15 protein-coding genes are annotated in these 16,032 nt (G+C 62.7%); 11 read left to right on the plus strand and 4 right to left on the minus strand.

The window, feature by feature from the left end; translation table 11 throughout:
* Positions 1 to 22: 22 nt before the first annotated feature.
* A complete protein-coding gene (locus QM596_RS10590; RefSeq protein WP_003944994.1) occupies positions 23 to 1,006 on the minus strand; it encodes a heme o synthase in 984 nt (327 codons plus the stop codon).
* 201 nt (positions 1,007 to 1,207) lie between these two features.
* Here QM596_RS10590 and tkt point away from each other — a divergent pair, with 201 nt between their 5' ends.
* The 10 genes from tkt (at position 1,208) to QM596_RS10640 (ending at position 10,982) form a co-directional block, all read left to right on the plus strand.
* Positions 1,208 to 3,310 carry a transketolase gene (gene tkt, locus QM596_RS10595; protein ID WP_151532020.1) on the plus strand — a complete coding sequence of 701 codons (2,103 nt, stop codon included), beginning with the start codon at positions 1,208 to 1,210 and terminating at the stop codon, positions 3,308 to 3,310.
* Positions 3,311 to 3,315: 5 nt separating this feature from the next.
* Positions 3,316 to 4,440: a transaldolase gene (gene tal / locus QM596_RS10600; RefSeq protein ID WP_029255341.1), complete on the plus strand. Its 1,125-nt coding sequence runs from the start codon at positions 3,316 to 3,318 to the stop codon at positions 4,438 to 4,440.
* A 4-nt stretch (positions 4,441 to 4,444) separates the two neighbouring features.
* Positions 4,445 to 5,989 (plus strand): glucose-6-phosphate dehydrogenase, encoded by a 1,545-nt coding sequence (gene zwf, locus QM596_RS10605; protein ID WP_020907722.1) that lies wholly within the window; start codon positions 4,445 to 4,447, stop codon positions 5,987 to 5,989.
* The gene (gene opcA, locus QM596_RS10610) at positions 5,989 to 6,897 is read left to right on the plus strand and encodes a glucose-6-phosphate dehydrogenase assembly protein OpcA (protein WP_019748400.1); all 909 of its coding nucleotides are present in this window, start codon (positions 5,989 to 5,991) and stop codon (positions 6,895 to 6,897) included. The genes zwf and opcA overlap by 1 nt, the downstream gene beginning before the upstream one ends.
* Positions 6,890 to 7,627 (plus strand): 6-phosphogluconolactonase, encoded by a 738-nt coding sequence (pgl, locus tag QM596_RS10615; RefSeq protein WP_020907720.1) that lies wholly within the window; start codon positions 6,890 to 6,892, stop codon positions 7,625 to 7,627. Before opcA ends, pgl begins: the two co-directional genes overlap by 8 nt.
* Before the next feature lie 326 nt (positions 7,628 to 7,953).
* Complete coding sequence (locus QM596_RS10620; RefSeq protein ID WP_205907917.1) at positions 7,954 to 8,874, plus strand: SDR family oxidoreductase; 921 nt, start codon at positions 7,954 to 7,956, stop codon at positions 8,872 to 8,874.
* Between the two features lie 26 nt (positions 8,875 to 8,900).
* Positions 8,901 to 9,245 (plus strand): iron chaperone, encoded by a 345-nt coding sequence (locus QM596_RS10625; RefSeq protein WP_029255338.1) that lies wholly within the window; start codon positions 8,901 to 8,903, stop codon positions 9,243 to 9,245.
* Between the two features lie 32 nt (positions 9,246 to 9,277).
* A complete protein-coding gene (locus QM596_RS10630) occupies positions 9,278 to 10,000 on the plus strand; it encodes an AAA family ATPase (protein WP_029255337.1) in 723 nt (240 codons plus the stop codon).
* A gap of 27 nt (positions 10,001 to 10,027) precedes the next feature.
* The gene (locus QM596_RS10635) at positions 10,028 to 10,348 is read left to right on the plus strand and encodes a TfoX/Sxy family protein (protein WP_019748395.1); all 321 of its coding nucleotides are present in this window, start codon (positions 10,028 to 10,030) and stop codon (positions 10,346 to 10,348) included.
* A 121-nt stretch (positions 10,349 to 10,469) separates the two neighbouring features.
* Positions 10,470 to 10,982, plus strand: coding sequence for a hypothetical protein (locus tag QM596_RS10640; RefSeq protein ID WP_258537312.1), 513 nt, complete (start codon positions 10,470 to 10,472; stop codon positions 10,980 to 10,982).
* Here QM596_RS10640 and QM596_RS10645 read toward each other — a convergent pair.
* From QM596_RS10645 to secG, 3 genes are all read right to left on the minus strand, one after another.
* The gene (locus QM596_RS10645) at positions 10,969 to 11,754 is read right to left on the minus strand and encodes an oxidoreductase (RefSeq protein ID WP_283308924.1); all 786 of its coding nucleotides are present in this window, start codon (positions 11,752 to 11,754) and stop codon (positions 10,969 to 10,971) included. The genes QM596_RS10640 and QM596_RS10645 overlap by 14 nt on opposite strands.
* 104 nt (positions 11,755 to 11,858) lie before the next feature.
* Positions 11,859 to 14,633, minus strand: a complete 2,775-nt coding sequence (gene ppc / locus QM596_RS10650) for a phosphoenolpyruvate carboxylase (RefSeq protein WP_070386054.1) — start codon at positions 14,631 to 14,633, stop codon at positions 11,859 to 11,861.
* A gap of 103 nt (positions 14,634 to 14,736) precedes the next feature.
* Positions 14,737 to 14,970 (minus strand): preprotein translocase subunit SecG, encoded by a 234-nt coding sequence (gene secG, locus QM596_RS10655; RefSeq protein WP_003944946.1) that lies wholly within the window; start codon positions 14,968 to 14,970, stop codon positions 14,737 to 14,739.
* A 209-nt stretch (positions 14,971 to 15,179) separates the two neighbouring features.
* Here secG and QM596_RS10660 point away from each other — a divergent pair, with 209 nt between their 5' ends.
* Positions 15,180 to 15,980 (plus strand): tyrosine-protein phosphatase, encoded by an 801-nt coding sequence (locus QM596_RS10660; protein ID WP_256064579.1) that lies wholly within the window; start codon positions 15,180 to 15,182, stop codon positions 15,978 to 15,980.
* The last annotated feature ends 52 nt before the right edge of the window (positions 15,981 to 16,032 follow it).

Here is a 16,032-nt window from a genome sequence, read left to right on the forward strand (position 1 = left end):
TTAATAAAGGCGCACAGCAGAATCAGCTGAGCATGTCGCTGATCGTCTGGAGTCCGAGAACCGAGTCGACAGCGAGGCCGACGAAAACGATCGCAAGATAGTTGTTCGACTGCAGGAACAGGCGCAGCGGCTTGACCTGAGCACCGCCGCGAACGCTGCGGTACAGCTGATGAGCCATGAGCAGGAACCACGCACCGGCGACGATGGTGATGGCGGCGTAGATGACGCCCGACGCGGGGACGAGGACAAGCGTCGTGACGACCATCGCCCAGCTGTAGAACAGGATCTGCTTGGTGACGTGCTCCTCGGTGGCGATCACCGGAAGCATGGGAACGCCTGCCGCCTTGTAGTCCTCTTTGTATCGCATCGCGAGCGCCCAGGTGTGCGGCGGCGTCCAGAAGAAGATGATCAGGAACAGCACGACGGGCTGCCAGCTCAGCGACCCGGTGACAGCGGCCCAGCCTACGAGGACGGGCATACATCCGGCTGCGCCACCCCAGATGACGTTCTGCCAGGTGCGACGCTTGAGAACCATCGTGTAGATGAGGACGTAGAACGCGATCGTGATCACGACGAGGATGCCGGCCAGGAGGTTGGCTCGCCACCACAGCCACAGGAACGACGCGAGTCCGAGAAGAAGCCCGAAGACGAGTGCGTTACGGGTCGGCACCGCCTCGCGGGCCAACGGACGCTTCGCGGTGCGCTTCATGACCTTGTCGATGTCGGCGTCGACGACGCAGTTGAGCGAGTTCGCACTCGCTGCGCCCATCCAGCCACCGAAGAGGGTGCTGAGGATCAGAACGATGTCGACCGTTCCGCGATCTGCCAGCAGCATTGCCGGAATGGTTGCCACCAACAGCAATTCGATAACTCGCGGCTTCGTGAGCGCGATATAAGCCAGAACCTTGCCCGTTGCGCGACCCCACACCGTATCGGTATTGGTCGCCCGCGGGGCGGCACCTGGGCTGCCGAAGCCATGTCCGCTCGGCTGTTGCCCTGTCCGCACGTTCTCTCCTTGCACCACGCGTTACCGCACTAACTGTTCACGACACACTGCTGACACTGTCCTCTACTACGAACGATGGTAGACCGCAGCCATTGAGGAACCGAATCGACCCGGACAGCCAGGACCATTAGGCTGGGTTACGCAGTGGAGGGACACCCCACCCTCGCAATCCACGTACACCATGTCAGGAGACATCTGCCAGTGTCGATCACAGACGAGATCCACGTCCTCACGCAACCCGTCCACCCCTCGGACTGGACCGACCTGGACACCAAGGCTGTCGATACCGCCCGCGTGCTCGCCGCCGACGCGGTTCAGAAGGTCGGCAACGGCCATCCCGGAACTGCAATGAGCTTGGCGCCGTTGGCATACACCCTCTTTCAGCGCATCATGCGCCACGATCCTTCGGATGCAGAATGGGTCGGCCGTGACCGCTTCGTTCTTTCCTGTGGCCATTCGTCCTTGACGCTTTACACCCAGCTCTACCTGTCGGGCTACGGTCTCGAGCTTGCTGACCTCGAAGCTCTCCGCACATGGGGCGCACTGACCCCCGGTCACCCCGAGGTCGGCCACACCGTCGGCGTCGAGATGACCACCGGTCCGCTCGGCCAGGGCCTTGCGTCCGCAGTCGGCATGGCCATGGCTGCGCGTCGTGAGCGCGGGCTGTTCGATCCGGAGACCCCGGTCGGCTCCTCCCCCTTCGACCATCACATCTACGTGATCGCGTCCGACGGTGACATCGAGGAAGGCGTCACCTCCGAGGCGTCGTCACTCGCCGGTGTCCAGGAACTGGGCAACCTGATCGTCTTCTACGACGACAACAAGATCTCCATCGAGCACGACACCGCCATCGCTCTCGGCGAAGATGTCGGAAAGCGCTACGAGGCGTACGGCTGGCACGTTCAGCACGTCGATGGCGGCGAGAACGTCTCCGGCATCCTCGACGCGGTTGCCGCTGCCAAGGCCGTCGTCGATCGTCCGTCCATCATCTTGCTCCGCACCATCATCGGTTTCCCGGCGCCGAAGAAGATGAACACCGGCGACGTTCACGGCTCCGCACTCGGTGCCGACGAAGTCGCCGCGGTCAAGGAAGCCCTCGGGTTCGATCCGAGCAAGTCCTTCGACGTCGACGCCGACGCTCTGGCTCACGCCCGTGAGGTCGTCTCGCGCGGAGCCGACGCACACAAGGCATGGCAGGTCGAGTTCGACGCGTGGGCCGCACGTGAGTCCGAGCGCAAGGAACTCTTCGACCGCCTGTTCGCCGGTGAGTTCCCCGCCGGCTGGGCCGACGCTCTCCCGACCTACGAGGCCGACGCCAAGGGCGTTGCGACTCGCAAGGCCTCCGGTTCGGCTCTCAACGCGCTCGGACCGATCCTGCCCGAGCTGTGGGGCGGTTCCGCCGACCTCGCCGGCAGCAACAACACCACCATCAAGGGCGCAGATTCGTTCGGCCCCTTCTCCATCTCCACCAGCGACTGGACTGCGCAGCCTTACGGCCGCACGCTCCACTTCGGTATCCGTGAGCACGCGATGGGCTCGATCCTCAACGGCATCGCGCTGCACGGCCCGACCCGCCCGTACGGCGGAACCTTCATGGTCTTCTCCGACTACATGCGTCCGGCGGTTCGCCTGGCTGCACTGATGAAGACTGCCGTCACCTACGTCTGGACCCACGACTCCATCGGTCTCGGCGAAGACGGCCCGACTCACCAGCCGGTCGAGCACCTCGCTGCTCTTCGAGCGATCCCGAACCTCGCCGTCGTCCGCCCGGGTGACGCCAACGAGACCTCGTTCGCATGGCAGGCAGCACTCGAGAACAAGACGGGCCCGACGGCTCTGGCGCTCACCCGCCAGGACATCCCGGTTCTCGAAGGCACCAAGGAGAAGGCTGCCGAAGGCGTCAAGCGCGGCGCTTACGTCCTCGTCGACGCTGCCAACGGTTCGCCCGAGGTCATCTTGCTTGCGACCGGTTCCGAACTGCATCTGGCCACCGAGGCTCGCGAGACCCTCGAAGCTCAGGGCGTCGCAACCCGCGTCGTTTCCGTGCCGTGCCTCGACTGGTTCCTCGAGCAGGATCAGGGGTACCGCGACGAGGTCATTCCGCCCGCCGTCCGCGCACGCGTGTCCGTCGAAGCCGGTATCGCAATGCCGTGGTGGCGCATCCTCGGCGACGCCGGTCAGGCCGTCTCGCTCGAGCATTACGGCGCTTCCGCCGATTACAAGACCTTGTACCGGGAGTTCGGCATCACCGCCGACGCGACTGTCGAAGCCGCGCAGCGCTCCCTCGCAGCTGTGAAGGGATGATCTCGATGACACAGAACGTGAATACCGAAAAGCTCTCCGCTGCAGGCGTTTCCATCTGGCTCGACGACCTCTCGCGAGATCGCATCCAGTCCGGCAACCTGCAGAACCTGATCGACACGAAGTCGATCGTGGGTGTCACGACCAACCCGTCGATCTTCCAGGCGGCACTGTCCAAGGGCTCGGCCTACGACGCTCAGGTTCGCGAGTTGGCCGAGCGCGGCGCCGATGTCGACGCCACCATCACGGCCGTCACCACCGACGACGTGCGCGCTGCGTGCGACATCTTGGCCCCGCAGTTCGAGGCCTCGAACGGCGTCGACGGCCGCGTGTCCATCGAGGTCGATCCTCGTCTGGCGCACGACACCGACGCGACTGTCGCGCAGGCGATCGAGCTGCACAAGATCGTCGACCGCCCGAACGTCCTCATCAAGATCCCCGCGACGCTGGCCGGTATCCCCGCCATCGCCAAGGTGATCGGTGAAGGCATCAGCGTCAACGTCACTTTGATCTTCTCGGTCGAGCGCTACGAAGCTGTCATGGGCGCGTACCTCGACGGACTGGACACCGCCAAGGCTGCCGGCCGCGACATCTCGTCCATCGAGTCGGTCGCCTCGTTCTTCGTCTCCCGTGTGGATTCCGAGATCGACAACCGCCTCACGGCGATCGGCACGCCGGAAGCTCTCGAGCTTCGTGGCAAGGCTGCACTCGCAAACGCTCGTCTGGCGTACAACGCGTACCAGCAGATCTTCGAGGTGCAGCCGCGCTTCCAGGCTCTCCTGGCCGATGGCGCCAAGGCTCAGCGCCCGCTGTGGGCGTCGACCGGCGTGAAGAACCCGGATTACCCGGACACGCTCTACGTCACCGAGCTGGTTGCGCCCAACACGGTCAACACCATGCCGGAGAAGACGCTCGACGCTCTCGCCGACCACGGTGAGATCACGGGCGACACGATTTCGGGCACCGCTCAGGACTCGCAGGTCGTCTTCGATCAGCTCGCAGCTGTCGGCATCGATCTTGCGGACGTGTTCAAGGTCCTCGAGACCGAGGGCGTCGACAAGTTCGAGGTGTCCTGGAACGAGTTGCTCGACGCAACTGCCGAGCAGCTTCGCGCAGCAACCCAGAAGAGCTGAGCCTGTGAGCGATTCCGCGGCGGCATCAGATTGGGTGAATCCCCTTCGGGACAGCACCGACAAACGGCTTCCGCACATTGCGGGGCCCTGCGCCCTGGTGATCTTCGGTGTTACCGGCGACCTCGCCAGGCGCAAGCTCATGCCAGCCATCTACGACCTCGCCAACCGTGGACTGTTGCCGCCCGGATTCGCTCTGGTCGGGTTCGCCCGGCGTGAATGGACGGACGAGGACTTCGCGAACGTCGTCCTCGAAGCAGTCAAGGACGGTGCTCGCACCAAGTTCCGTCAGGACGTCTGGGAGAGGCTCGCCGAAGGTATCCGGTTCGTGGAGGGCAGTTTCGACGAGGCCGAGGCCTTCCAGAACCTGTCCGAGACGTTGGCCACCCTCGACAACGAACGTGGTATCGGCGGCAATCACGGTTTCTACCTTGCGATTCCGCCCAACGCGTTTCCTCAGGTGCTCGAGCAACTGTCGGCGTCGGGCCTCGCGCAGGCCGAGGACGGTCAGTGGCGACGAGTTGTCATCGAGAAGCCGTTCGGTCACGACCTCGAGAGCGCTCGCGAACTGAACGCCGTCGTCAACAAGGTGTTCCCCGAGGACACGGTCTTCCGTATCGACCACTACCTCGGCAAGGAAACGGTCCAGAACATCCTGGCTCTGCGCTTCGCGAACCAGTTGTTCGATCCGATCTGGAACGCGCACTACGTCGACCACGTCCAGATCACGATGGCCGAGGACATCGGCCTAGGTGGCCGTGCCGGGTACTACGACGGCATCGGCGCGGCCCGTGACGTGATCCAGAACCACCTGCTCCAATTGCTCGCGTTCACGGCGATGGAAGAACCCATCAGCTTCGAACCGCTCAATCTGCAGGCGGAGAAGATCAAGGTTCTTTCGGCAACGCGTCTGGCCGAACCACTCGACGAGACCACTGCCCGCGGACAATACGAAGGTGGTTGGCAGGGCGGGTTGCCGGTAGTCGGACTCCTCGAAGAAGAGGGCTTCGCAGCGGACTCCACAACGGAGACCTTTGCCGCCATCACCCTCGAGGTCGACACCCGTCGCTGGGCGGGCGTGCCGTTCTACCTGCGCACGGGCAAGCGTCTCGGCCGCCGCGTCACCGAGATCGCGGTGGTCTTCAAGCGTGCACCACACCTGCCGTTCGACAAGACCATGACCGAAGATCTCGGCCAGAACGCACTCGTGATCCGCGTGCAGCCTGACGAGGGAGTCACTATGCGGTTCGGCTCGAAGGTTCCCGGATCGAGCATGGAAGTCCGTGACGTCAACATGGACTTCTCGTACGGTCAGGCTTTCACCGAGTCGTCACCGGAGGCGTACGAGCGACTCATCCTCGACGTGTTGCTCGGCGAGCCGTCTCTCTTCCCCGTCAATGCCGAAGTCGAATTGTCTTGGGAAATCCTCGATCCCGTCCTCGAACACTGGGCAGCCGGCGGCAAGCCGGAACCCTACGAGGCTGGAACGTGGGGACCACCGTCTGCAGACGAAATGATGCAACGCACCGGACGCGAATGGAGGCGACCCTAGTGATTCTCGATTTGCCCTCCACCACCACGGTCCAGGTCAGCAAGAAACTGGTCGAGGTACGTAAGACCGGCGGCGCTGTCACCCTGGGACGTGTGCTCACGCTTGTCGTCTGCACCAGGGACACCGGGAACGCCGAGGCCGCAATCGAGGCCGCCAACGAAGCAAGCCGCGAGCACCCCTGCCGCGTCATCGTGCTTCTGCGTGGCGACGAGCAGAGCGAGCCTCGGCTCGATGCTCAGATCCGCGTCGGTGGGGATGCCGGCGCCTCTGAGGTCGTGGTGCTGCGCCTCTACGGTCCCCTGGCGGACCACGAGAGCAGCGTCGTCATCCCGTTCCTGCTCCCCGACACACCGGTAGTCGCGTGGTGGCCCCTCGAGGCACCCGAGATTCCGGCGAAGGACCCCGTCGGAAAGCTTGCGATCCGTCGTATCACCGACGCCACCGGTGCCCCGGATCCGACTGCCACCATCAAGGGACGACTCGCGTCGTACACCGCCGGTGACACCGATCTCGCCTGGAGTCGCGTCACCTACTGGCGCGCACTGCTCGCGTCGGCTCTCGATCAGCCGCCGCACGAGAAGATCACCTCAGCGGTGGTCTCCGGTCTCAAAACCGAACCGGCACTGGATATTCTCGCCGGTTGGTTGGCTGCCAAGATCGACGGTCCGGTCATCCGACGTACGGGTGAGCTCACCGTCGAGCTGAAGCTGGAGACTCGCAGCATCTCCATCAGCCGCCCACAGGAGGGTACGACCGCAACCCTGATCCGCACCGGTCAGCCCGACTCGCTGGTCTCGCTCGGTCGTCGAGAGACGCGCGATTGCCTCGCCGAGGAATTGCGTCGGCTCGATCCGGACGAGATCTACGAAGAAGCGCTGGCTGGATTGGAGAAGGTGACCTATGAGTGATGTTGTCGTAGAGAAGTTTTCCGACGCCGGCCAACTGGTCGATGCCGCTGCCGCACGCCTGGTCACGACGATCGTTGATGCCCAGAGGGCTCGCGGGTTCGCATCCATCGTTCTGACGGGTGGCGGAACCGGGATCGCACTTCTCGAGAAGTTGCGTGACGCTCCCGGCGACATCGACTGGTCGCAGATCGATCTGTACTGGGGCGACGAGCGGTTCCTGCCGTCCGGCGATCCCGAGCGGAACGAAGTCCAGGCTCGTGAGGCGCTTCTCGATCACGTGCCGGTCGATCCCGACAGGGTGCATGCGATGGCCGCCTCCGACGGTATCTACGACGGTGATCCGCACGGGGCGGCGACGGCGTACGAACAACTGCTGGGCGCTCAGGCACACGGCAATCAGGTTCCGACGTTCGACGTGCACCTGCTCGGTATGGGTGGAGAAGGACACGTCAACTCGTTGTTCCCGCATACCGACGCCGTTCGCGAAGAAGCTCGTTTCGTTGTCGCGGTGACGGACTCCCCCAAGCCGCCACCGGTACGGATCACCCTGACGTTGCCTGCTGTTCGGCGTGCCAAAGAGGTCTGGCTGCTCGTCTCGGGTGCTGCAAAGGCCGAGGCCGTTGCCGAAGCCGTCGGAGGTGCTTCGTCCGAGGACTGGCCGTCCGCCGGCGCCACCGGTTTGGTGGCGACGCGTTGGTTCCTCGATACGGACGCTGCCTCGCAGCTCTGATCTGATTTCACGGATCTGATTTCACACCGGGCCGGGAATCGTCTTCAGGCGATTCCCGGCCCGGTGGTACATCGAGGACATTTTCACAGTGGCGAGTCATGACTACCCGCCGAGTCCGGATCCGATGCGAATTTCCTTTTGACGGAACGGAACTCAATCCCGAGATCCCTTGTCTCCAACGGGCACTCTGCCCTGCACAATGATTCATCTCTCCCCCTGTCTCGTTCTTTCGAGCGATTACTACCTTGGACGCCGCGAAGTAGGGTTCGGTTCCGCAGATCGCTTTCACTCTTGAACGAAGCAATCCAGGCGAGAACAATCGAACAATGTCGTGGACACCGAATCCGGATGCACTTCGCGGGCGAGTGGCTGTTGTTGCCGGGGCGACGAGGGGCGCCGGACGCGGAATCGCCGCAGCCCTGGGTGAGGCCGGTGCAACCGTCATCTGCACTGGCCGGAGCACATCTGCCGGAATACTTCAGTCGGACTATCCGCGCGGCGAAACCATCGAGGAGACGGCAGAGCTTGTCACCGAACTGGGCGGCGTCGGCGTGCCGATTGCCGTCGATCATCTCAAGAGCAAACAAGTGGCTGATCTCGCCGAACGCTTGCGCGCCGACTATCAACATATCGACATCTTGGTCAATGACATCTGGGGCGCGGAACTACTCAAGGGTGGGCCGGCGGAGTGGAACACGCCGGTATGGGAACACGATCTGGACAAGGGCTTTCACATTCTGCGCCTGGCGATCGACACCCACATCACCACGTCGCACCACCTCCTGCCGCTGATGATCGATCGGCCAGGCGGACTGGTCGCCGAAATAACCGACGGCACTACCGAATACAACGCATCGAACTATCGCATCTCGGTGTTCTACGACCTGGCGAAGGTATCCGTGAACAGGCTTGCATTTTCACAAGGCCACGAACTTGCCCCGTTCGGCTGTACTGCCGTCGCCATCACTCCGGGGTTCCTGCGATCGGAGATGATGCTCGACAATTTTGGTGTCGGTGAATCGAATTGGCGTGACGCTTTGTCGCCGGAGCGGGATGGTCCGACTGCACCTCCGGATTTTGCCCGCTCCGAGTCACCAAGATTCACAGGACGTGCGATCGCCGCCCTCGCCGCCGATTCGAATCGGAAGCGATGGAATCAGCGATCGGTCAGTTCAGGCGAACTCGGAACGGAATACGGGTTCACCGACACCGACGGCAGCCGCCCCGATTTTTGGCGAGCCAACTGAATCCGACAGTGATTAAGATCCGTTTCATGGCCGAATTCGCGACGATCGACGAATACATCGCGTCGTTTCCCACCGACGTGCAGCGAGCCCTCGGGAGCATCCGCGAGACGATCCACAGCACTGTTCCCGGCCTCGATGAAACCATCAGCTATCAGATGCCGACCATGACGGTGAATGGGAAGAACCTGGTTCACTTCGCAGGCTGGAAACACCACATCTCGATGTACCCACTCCCGGCAGGTGACGCAGAGTTCGAGAAGTCCGTCGACCCGTACCGGGCTGCGAAATCAACCGTGAAGTTCCCGTTGAACAAACCGATCCCCCTCGATCTCGTGGCTCGAATCGTCGAATTGCTCGCGCAGCGCCACTAACCTCAGTTCCCGTCGGAGCCTTGTGAGAGCGTATGGCGGTGCAGAGACAACCCATCCGACGCATCAAGGCCGGGACATCGTCGGGCGCTGACGTAGGCAGCTGGCCGATGACGGTGCCCGCGGTTGCGCAGATCGTTCGGGACGGTCTTGAACTTCCACCGGGTGTCACCATTCTGGTCGGCGAAAACGGAGCGGGGAAGTCGACCGTCATCGAAATTCTTGCCGCCGTTCTCGGTCTCAATGCCGAAGGCGGGTCTACCAATACGCGACATCAGACCAGATCGAGTGAACCGAGCGGCCTCGACCTTGTGGTCGAGCGGAGCCCCGGCGCGTCGAAGTGGGCGTACTACCTCCGAGACGAAACCTTGCACGGGTTGTACACGTATTTGGAGGACAACCCCAATCCCAGGCGACCTGAACCGCTTTACCATCACCTTTCACACGGTGAGGCGCTGCTCGAGATCTTGTCGTCGAGGACCTCCGACGGCGGCTTCTATCTGATCGACGAACCCGATGCCGCACTCTCATTCCAAGGGACCTTGACGCTGGTCGCACTGCTCGGTGAGCTGGTGGCATCCGGCGCGCAGGCGGTGATCGCGACGCACTCGCCGATCATCGCGGCACTGCCGAACGCCAATCTGCTCGAGATCGGCGAATGGGGAATCCGAGCCGCGAGCTGGGAGGACCTCGATCTGGTCTCGAACTGGCAGCGGTTCCTTCACGACCCGCAGACGTACCTGCGCCACCTGATCTAACCTGGAACTCCACCCCAGGAGGCCTCCATGGCATACGACAAGGCGCTGGCTGAGCGTATCCGCGATGCGCTCTCGGGCGAGAGCGACGTCGAAGAAGTAAAGATGTTCGGTGGGCTGAGCTTCATGGTGAACGGGAAGCTGGCCGCCAGTGCGAACTCACACGGCAACATCATGGTTCGGTGTGACCCCGATCGAGTTGACGAACTCCTGACGCACAAGGGTGCAAGTTGGCCCGAGATGCGGGGTAAGCCGATGAGCAAGGGATGGATCGTCGTCGACCGAACCGGGACGAGTTCGAACGTCGAGTTCAATGCGTGGATCAAGGAAGCTCTGGACTTCGTGCACTGACTGGTACTGCCGGTTCGATCAATTTCGGTCGATTCGGCAAAAGTGAACTGGGCGGCCCTTAGACTCCGGAAAAGCATTGGATTGGGCGCCACGACGGCGCGGAGGAAAGGTGGTCCGTCGCGTGACGTTCACACCCAATCAGCCGGATCACCAACGCGCCTTCGGGTTTCAGCCGCCGTCGACCCGCACGATTCCCTCCCTCATGCCCGACCGTTTCGGACCTAGCCTCATCGGATCGCTGTGGGCGTGCGCCGGGATCGTCGCCGGAAGCCTCGGCCCGTGGACGTCGTCCTCCGCCCTCGACCACAGTGGTATCGACGAATGCGGAGTGATCACACTCGTCCTCGCTCTGGGCGCGGTAACCGCGCTTATCACCCTCATGGTTCGAGACGTCACGCCCGAGATGAAGAATCACTGCACGGGACCGCTGGTGGGAATCGCCGTCTTGATCGTTGCCGTCGGAAACGCCGCGTCCATTGTGCGACGTAGTACTGAGGTCGCAGGGCACACCGCCGGACCGTCCATCGGGTGGGGACTGTGGGTGGTCATCGCGTCTGCAGTGATCCTGTGCATCATGTCGTCGTCCGTCGCGCACATGATCAGGTTTCAGGCAGCAATGATCACAAGGTCTTGATCAGACCGCCGTCGATCACGAAATCCGCGCCCGTCACGTTCCCCGCGCGATCGCTGGCGAGGAACAACACCAGGTCCGCCACCTCTTCGGGAAAGGTGAAGCGGCCCGTCTCGGCGCCGGCGGCCGCACTTTCGACGATATCGTCGGCGGCTGAACCATTCGCCTTCGCCAGCGTCGAGGCCACTCCGTGCTTGCCGAGCCACAACTCCGTCTGCACCGGACCAGGGCTGACGGTATTGACGCGGATAGCGTTCCCGCCCAGTTCTTTCGACAACGACTTCGAGAAGTTGGTCAACGCCGCTTTGGCGGCGCTGTAGTCGATCACCGTGGGGTCAGGCAAGAATGCGTTGACCGAACTGATCGTCACGATGCTCCCGCCACCTCTGCGGATCAACTCCGGCAGCGCAGCGCGAACAGTGCGTACAGCCGACAAGAACGTCAGATTGAACGACGCCGCCCACTCTTCGTCCGTGATAGCCGCGAAGCCGCTCGTTCTCGGAGTGACGGCGCCGACGTTGTTGACCAAGATGTCGACGCCTCCCCTCGCTGCTGCAACCTCGAGCAGTCGGGTAGATCCTTCGACACTCGCGAGGTCGACGCCGACAAAGGTGACGGCGCCGCCGGACTGCAGCGATTCGAGTTCCGCCGAGAGCGTCCGCGAGCCCGCGACGACGTGGACTCCCTCTGCCACCAAGGCCCGAGTGATCGCCAACCCGATACCTTTTCCCGCGCCGGTAACCACGGCAGTTCGTCCGTCCAATTGCAGATCCACTGCGGTCCCCGTTCGGTCCGGTGCGCAGCGTTGGGTGTGCGTGCGACAGCTCTAGAGTCGCCGCACGCACACCCTGGTAAACCTGCAGAACCAGCCGCTGTTACCTAGCCACTGTTACGAAGCGCAGTGGCCAGGCCGTTCATCGTCAGCTGGATACCCCGACGCACCTGATCGCTCTCGTCGCCGGAACGGTACCGACGGATCAGCTCGACCTGTAGATGGTTGAGAGGTTCGAGGTACGGGAACCGGTTGTGGACCGAACGCTCGAGGCCCGAGTTGTCGGCAAAGAGGTTCTCGTTGCCTGTGATTGCCTTGTACATGCGAATTGTGCGTTCGTGCTCGTCGGTGATCATTCCGAAGACTCGATCGCGCAGTTCGGCGTCGGGCACGAGGGCCGCGTAGCGGGCCGCCAAACCGAGATCAGACTTCGACATCACCATGGCCATGTTCGAGAGCACGGTTCGGAAGAACGGCCACTTCTCGTACAGGGCCGTCAACGTGGCAAGCCGAGTGTCGTCTCCGTCTATCCATCTTTCGAACGCGGCGCCGGTTCCGTACCAACCCGGAAGCATCACGCGAGACTGACTCCACGAGAGCACCCAAGGAATGGCACGCAGATCGGAAATCGCCTTGGTCTGCTTGCGAGAGGCCGGACGAGAGCCGATGTTGAGTGCTCCGATCTCGGCGACCGGTGTCGACGCTTCGAAGTACTGCACGAATCCTGGTGTGTCGTGCACCAATTCGCTGTACGCGGTACGGGCGAGTGCCGCCAACTCGTCCAACACCGCGTAGGCCGCATCTGCGTCGCTGCCAAGACCTTCGACGTCGAGCAACGTCGACTCGATAGTCGCGGCGATGAGTGTTTCGAGGTTGCGATGCGCCAGACGCGGTTCGGCGTACTTGGCCGCAATCACCTCACCCTGCTCGGTGATTCGCAGAGAACCAGCGACTGCGCCGGGGGGCTGCGCGAGAATCGCTTCGTAGCTCGGTCCGCCGCCACGTCCGACGGTTCCGCCGCGGCCGTGGAAGAGCCTCAACCTGATTCCGCTCTTACGCGCGGCATCGACGAGGTCGAGTTCGGCACGGTACAGCGCCCAGTTGGCGGCCAAGTACCCGCCGTCCTTGTTCGAGTCGGAGTACCCGAGCATCACTTCCTGACTGTCACCGCGCGAACGGACGATCGCACGATAGATCGGGATGTCGAGCGTCGCCAGCAATGTGTCGGCGCCGCCCTGCAGATCCTCGATCGTCTCGAACAACGGGACGATGCCGATCGGGCAGGAGGGTTCGCTACCGACGCCCGGATCGAGCACCCCGACCTCTTTGAGCAGCACCGCAGCTTCGAGCATGTCGCTGACCGAGGTACACATGCTGATGATGTAGTTGGGTACTGCGCCCGCTCCGAGAACCCGCACTGCCTTGGCGCCGGCCGCCATGATGGCCAGTTCCTTGGTGGTCAATTCGCTGAACTCGGCGTCCGGCGAAGTCAGTGGTCGCCGCGTCGTCAACTCGGCCGACAGCAGTTCGACTCGATCGGCTTCCGGCAAGGACGTGTAGTCCGGGTGAACTCCGGCCCACGCCAGAAGTTCTGCGACGACGCTTTCGTGTACCTCGGAGTTCTGCCGCATGTCCAGACCGGACAGGTGAAAGCCGAACACCTCCACCGCTTCTCGGAGCCGATCGAGTCGATCGTCGGCGATGGTCTCGTCGCCGAAACGACGCAACGAGGTGTCGATGATTCCGAGATCCCGCTGCAGCTGTGCCGGGTCGGTGTACGCCTCGAGTCCGTCGTCGGAGCCGTGGGCGGGCAACTCCCCCAGCACCGTCAGTGCGGTTGCGCTCAATCGCCCGCGGATGCCGCGAATCGCGCGACGGTACGGCTCGTCGGCCCGGAATGCAGAATCGTCGCCGGAGGTAGACGCCAGCAGATCGAGTTCGGGCGTGACGGACACCAGCCGCGCCGACATCGACAGTTCACGCTCGAGATGTTCGAGTTCCTCGAGATGATGCTCGAGAGCAGTCGCCGCAGCGCGCGACGTGGCGCGCTGGACGATTTCGCCGGTCACGTACGGATTGCCGTCCCGGTCACCGCCAATCCACGAACCCGGCCTCAGGATCGGTTCCGGCAGGAGCCCGGCGTCCGGCCAACGCGTTCGTAGAGCTTTGCGGACCTCGGCATTGATCTTCGGAATCACCTCGAACAACGCCGCGTCGTAGTATCGCAGGCCTACCTCGATTTCATCCTGGATACGGAGGCGGCTGAGCCGGATCAGAGCCGTCTGCCACAGGGTCAGGATCTGACGGCGCAATTGCAGATCGACATCAGCGGTTTCTGCGACGCTCAGCGCCGTGCGCTCGCGGTATCGCATCAACTCGGTGATCCGACTCTGCGTCTCGAACACCGTGCGGCGTCGAGTCTCCGTCGGGTGAGCGGTGATGACGGGTGAGACCAGGGCGCCCCGCAGCGCTTCTTCGACGGTAGCCGAATCGATATCGGCTGCATCGAGTTTGGTGTACGTGGCGGCGAGAGTGCTGTCGCGGGGCGGTTCACCCGCGTTGACGTGGATGGCCCGTCGACGCTCGCGGTGGATGTCCTCGGCCAGGTTGGCGAGCAGCGCGAAGTGACTGAACGCACGAATGACGGGAATGGCGTCGTCCGTACTGATTTCGGCGAACAGCGACACCAGTTCGGCGCGGTCGATCTCCGACCGACGGACTCGGAACGACTCGACACGGGCTCGCTCGACCAGATCGAAAACATTGTCGCCGGCTTGCTCTCGCACTATTTGTCCGAGTATTCCGCCGAGAAGCCGGATGTCTTCGCGCAGCGGCTCGGTGGCCTCTCGCGGTGTTTCTCGATGCGACGCGGTTTCAGTCATCACTCAATTATCGACCGAAACAAAGAACCCCGCTCGATAGGCGGGGTTCCGTGTCTGAAATTCGTGTGTGAAAAACTACCGGCTGCAAGTCATGAGCCGAGAATCAGGCGAACTTGATCTCCAGGCCGATGCCGACGATCGAAATGAGCCAGATCAACGCGGTGAAGACCGTCAACCGGTCGAGGTTCTTCTCAACAACAGTCGATCCGGACAGGCTGGACTGGACACCGCCACCGAACAGACTCGACAAACCGCCGCCCTTACCGCGGTGCAGGAGCACCAAGGCGATGAGGAGCAAGCTGGTGATGACCAGCAGGATATCCAGGAACAGTTTCATGTCTGTCTACGTCCACCAATCCAATAGGGACAACTACAACCGATAACACCATACAGGCGCGCACAGATAGCCTGACCACATACCCGCCTCGCACATGACTTTGCACCCGGCCAGGCACGACTCTTGGTCAGTGGCATCGATCACACTGTCGAGATACCGATTCAGTAGTTTTTCAGTTGACGCGACTCTACCTCCGAAAGGCCGGCTCCATGCTTTCCGACACTGCCCTGCCCGACACTGCCCTGCCCGACATACCCTTGCCTGACACACCACGTCTGGCTTCGATTCACAACTTCCGCGACGTGGCCGGCCCCGGGTACGTCACGACCAGCGGACAGGCGATGAGCCGCGGAGTTTTCTACCGCGCAAACGTGCTGACGCCCTCGCCTGAGGATCTTGCGATCGTGGAATCGCTGGGGCTGACCGCCGTCTACGACGTGCGCTCCGAAACCGAAGCGAACGAAACTCCCGACACCGTGCCTGCGCCGGCGATGTACGCCCACATTCCCATCCTGTCCGGCAACATCCACGCCGAAGCGATGGCTCTCCGAACAGCGGACGCTGCAACAGCTTTCATGCAGAACATCAATCGCAGCTTTGTCGCAGACCCCGTCACTCGCAGCGGATTCTCGCAGTTGTTCGCCGCCCTGGCCACTACCGCCGGGCCGCAACTCTTCCACTGCACGGCAGGCAAGGACCGAACAGGCTGGGCAGCAGCACTACTGCAGACACTCGCCGGTGTACCGCGCGAAACGATCATGGCGGACTACCTGCTCACGAATACGTACTCGGCCGAGTACATCGATGCGACGGTCGCAACGATCGCCGCCGCCACAGATGCAGACAAGGGCGAGGTGATCCGGTTGCTGCTGTCCGTCGACGCAAGTTACCTGGGCGCTGCCTTCGAGCAGGTGGAGCACCACTACGGGACCGTCGAGAACTATCTGACCACCGGGTTGGACCTTGCTCCCGAACTCGTCGGCGCTTTGGAAACCAAACTCGTGAGCTGAATCCGGCGAATCAAAAACTGCGGGCGTGTGACCTACTCGGTCACACGCCCGC

The organism is Rhodococcus sp. IEGM 1406 (assembly GCF_030056745.1).
Classification (GTDB): Bacteria; Actinomycetota; Actinomycetes; order Mycobacteriales; family Mycobacteriaceae; genus Rhodococcus_F; species Rhodococcus_F erythropolis.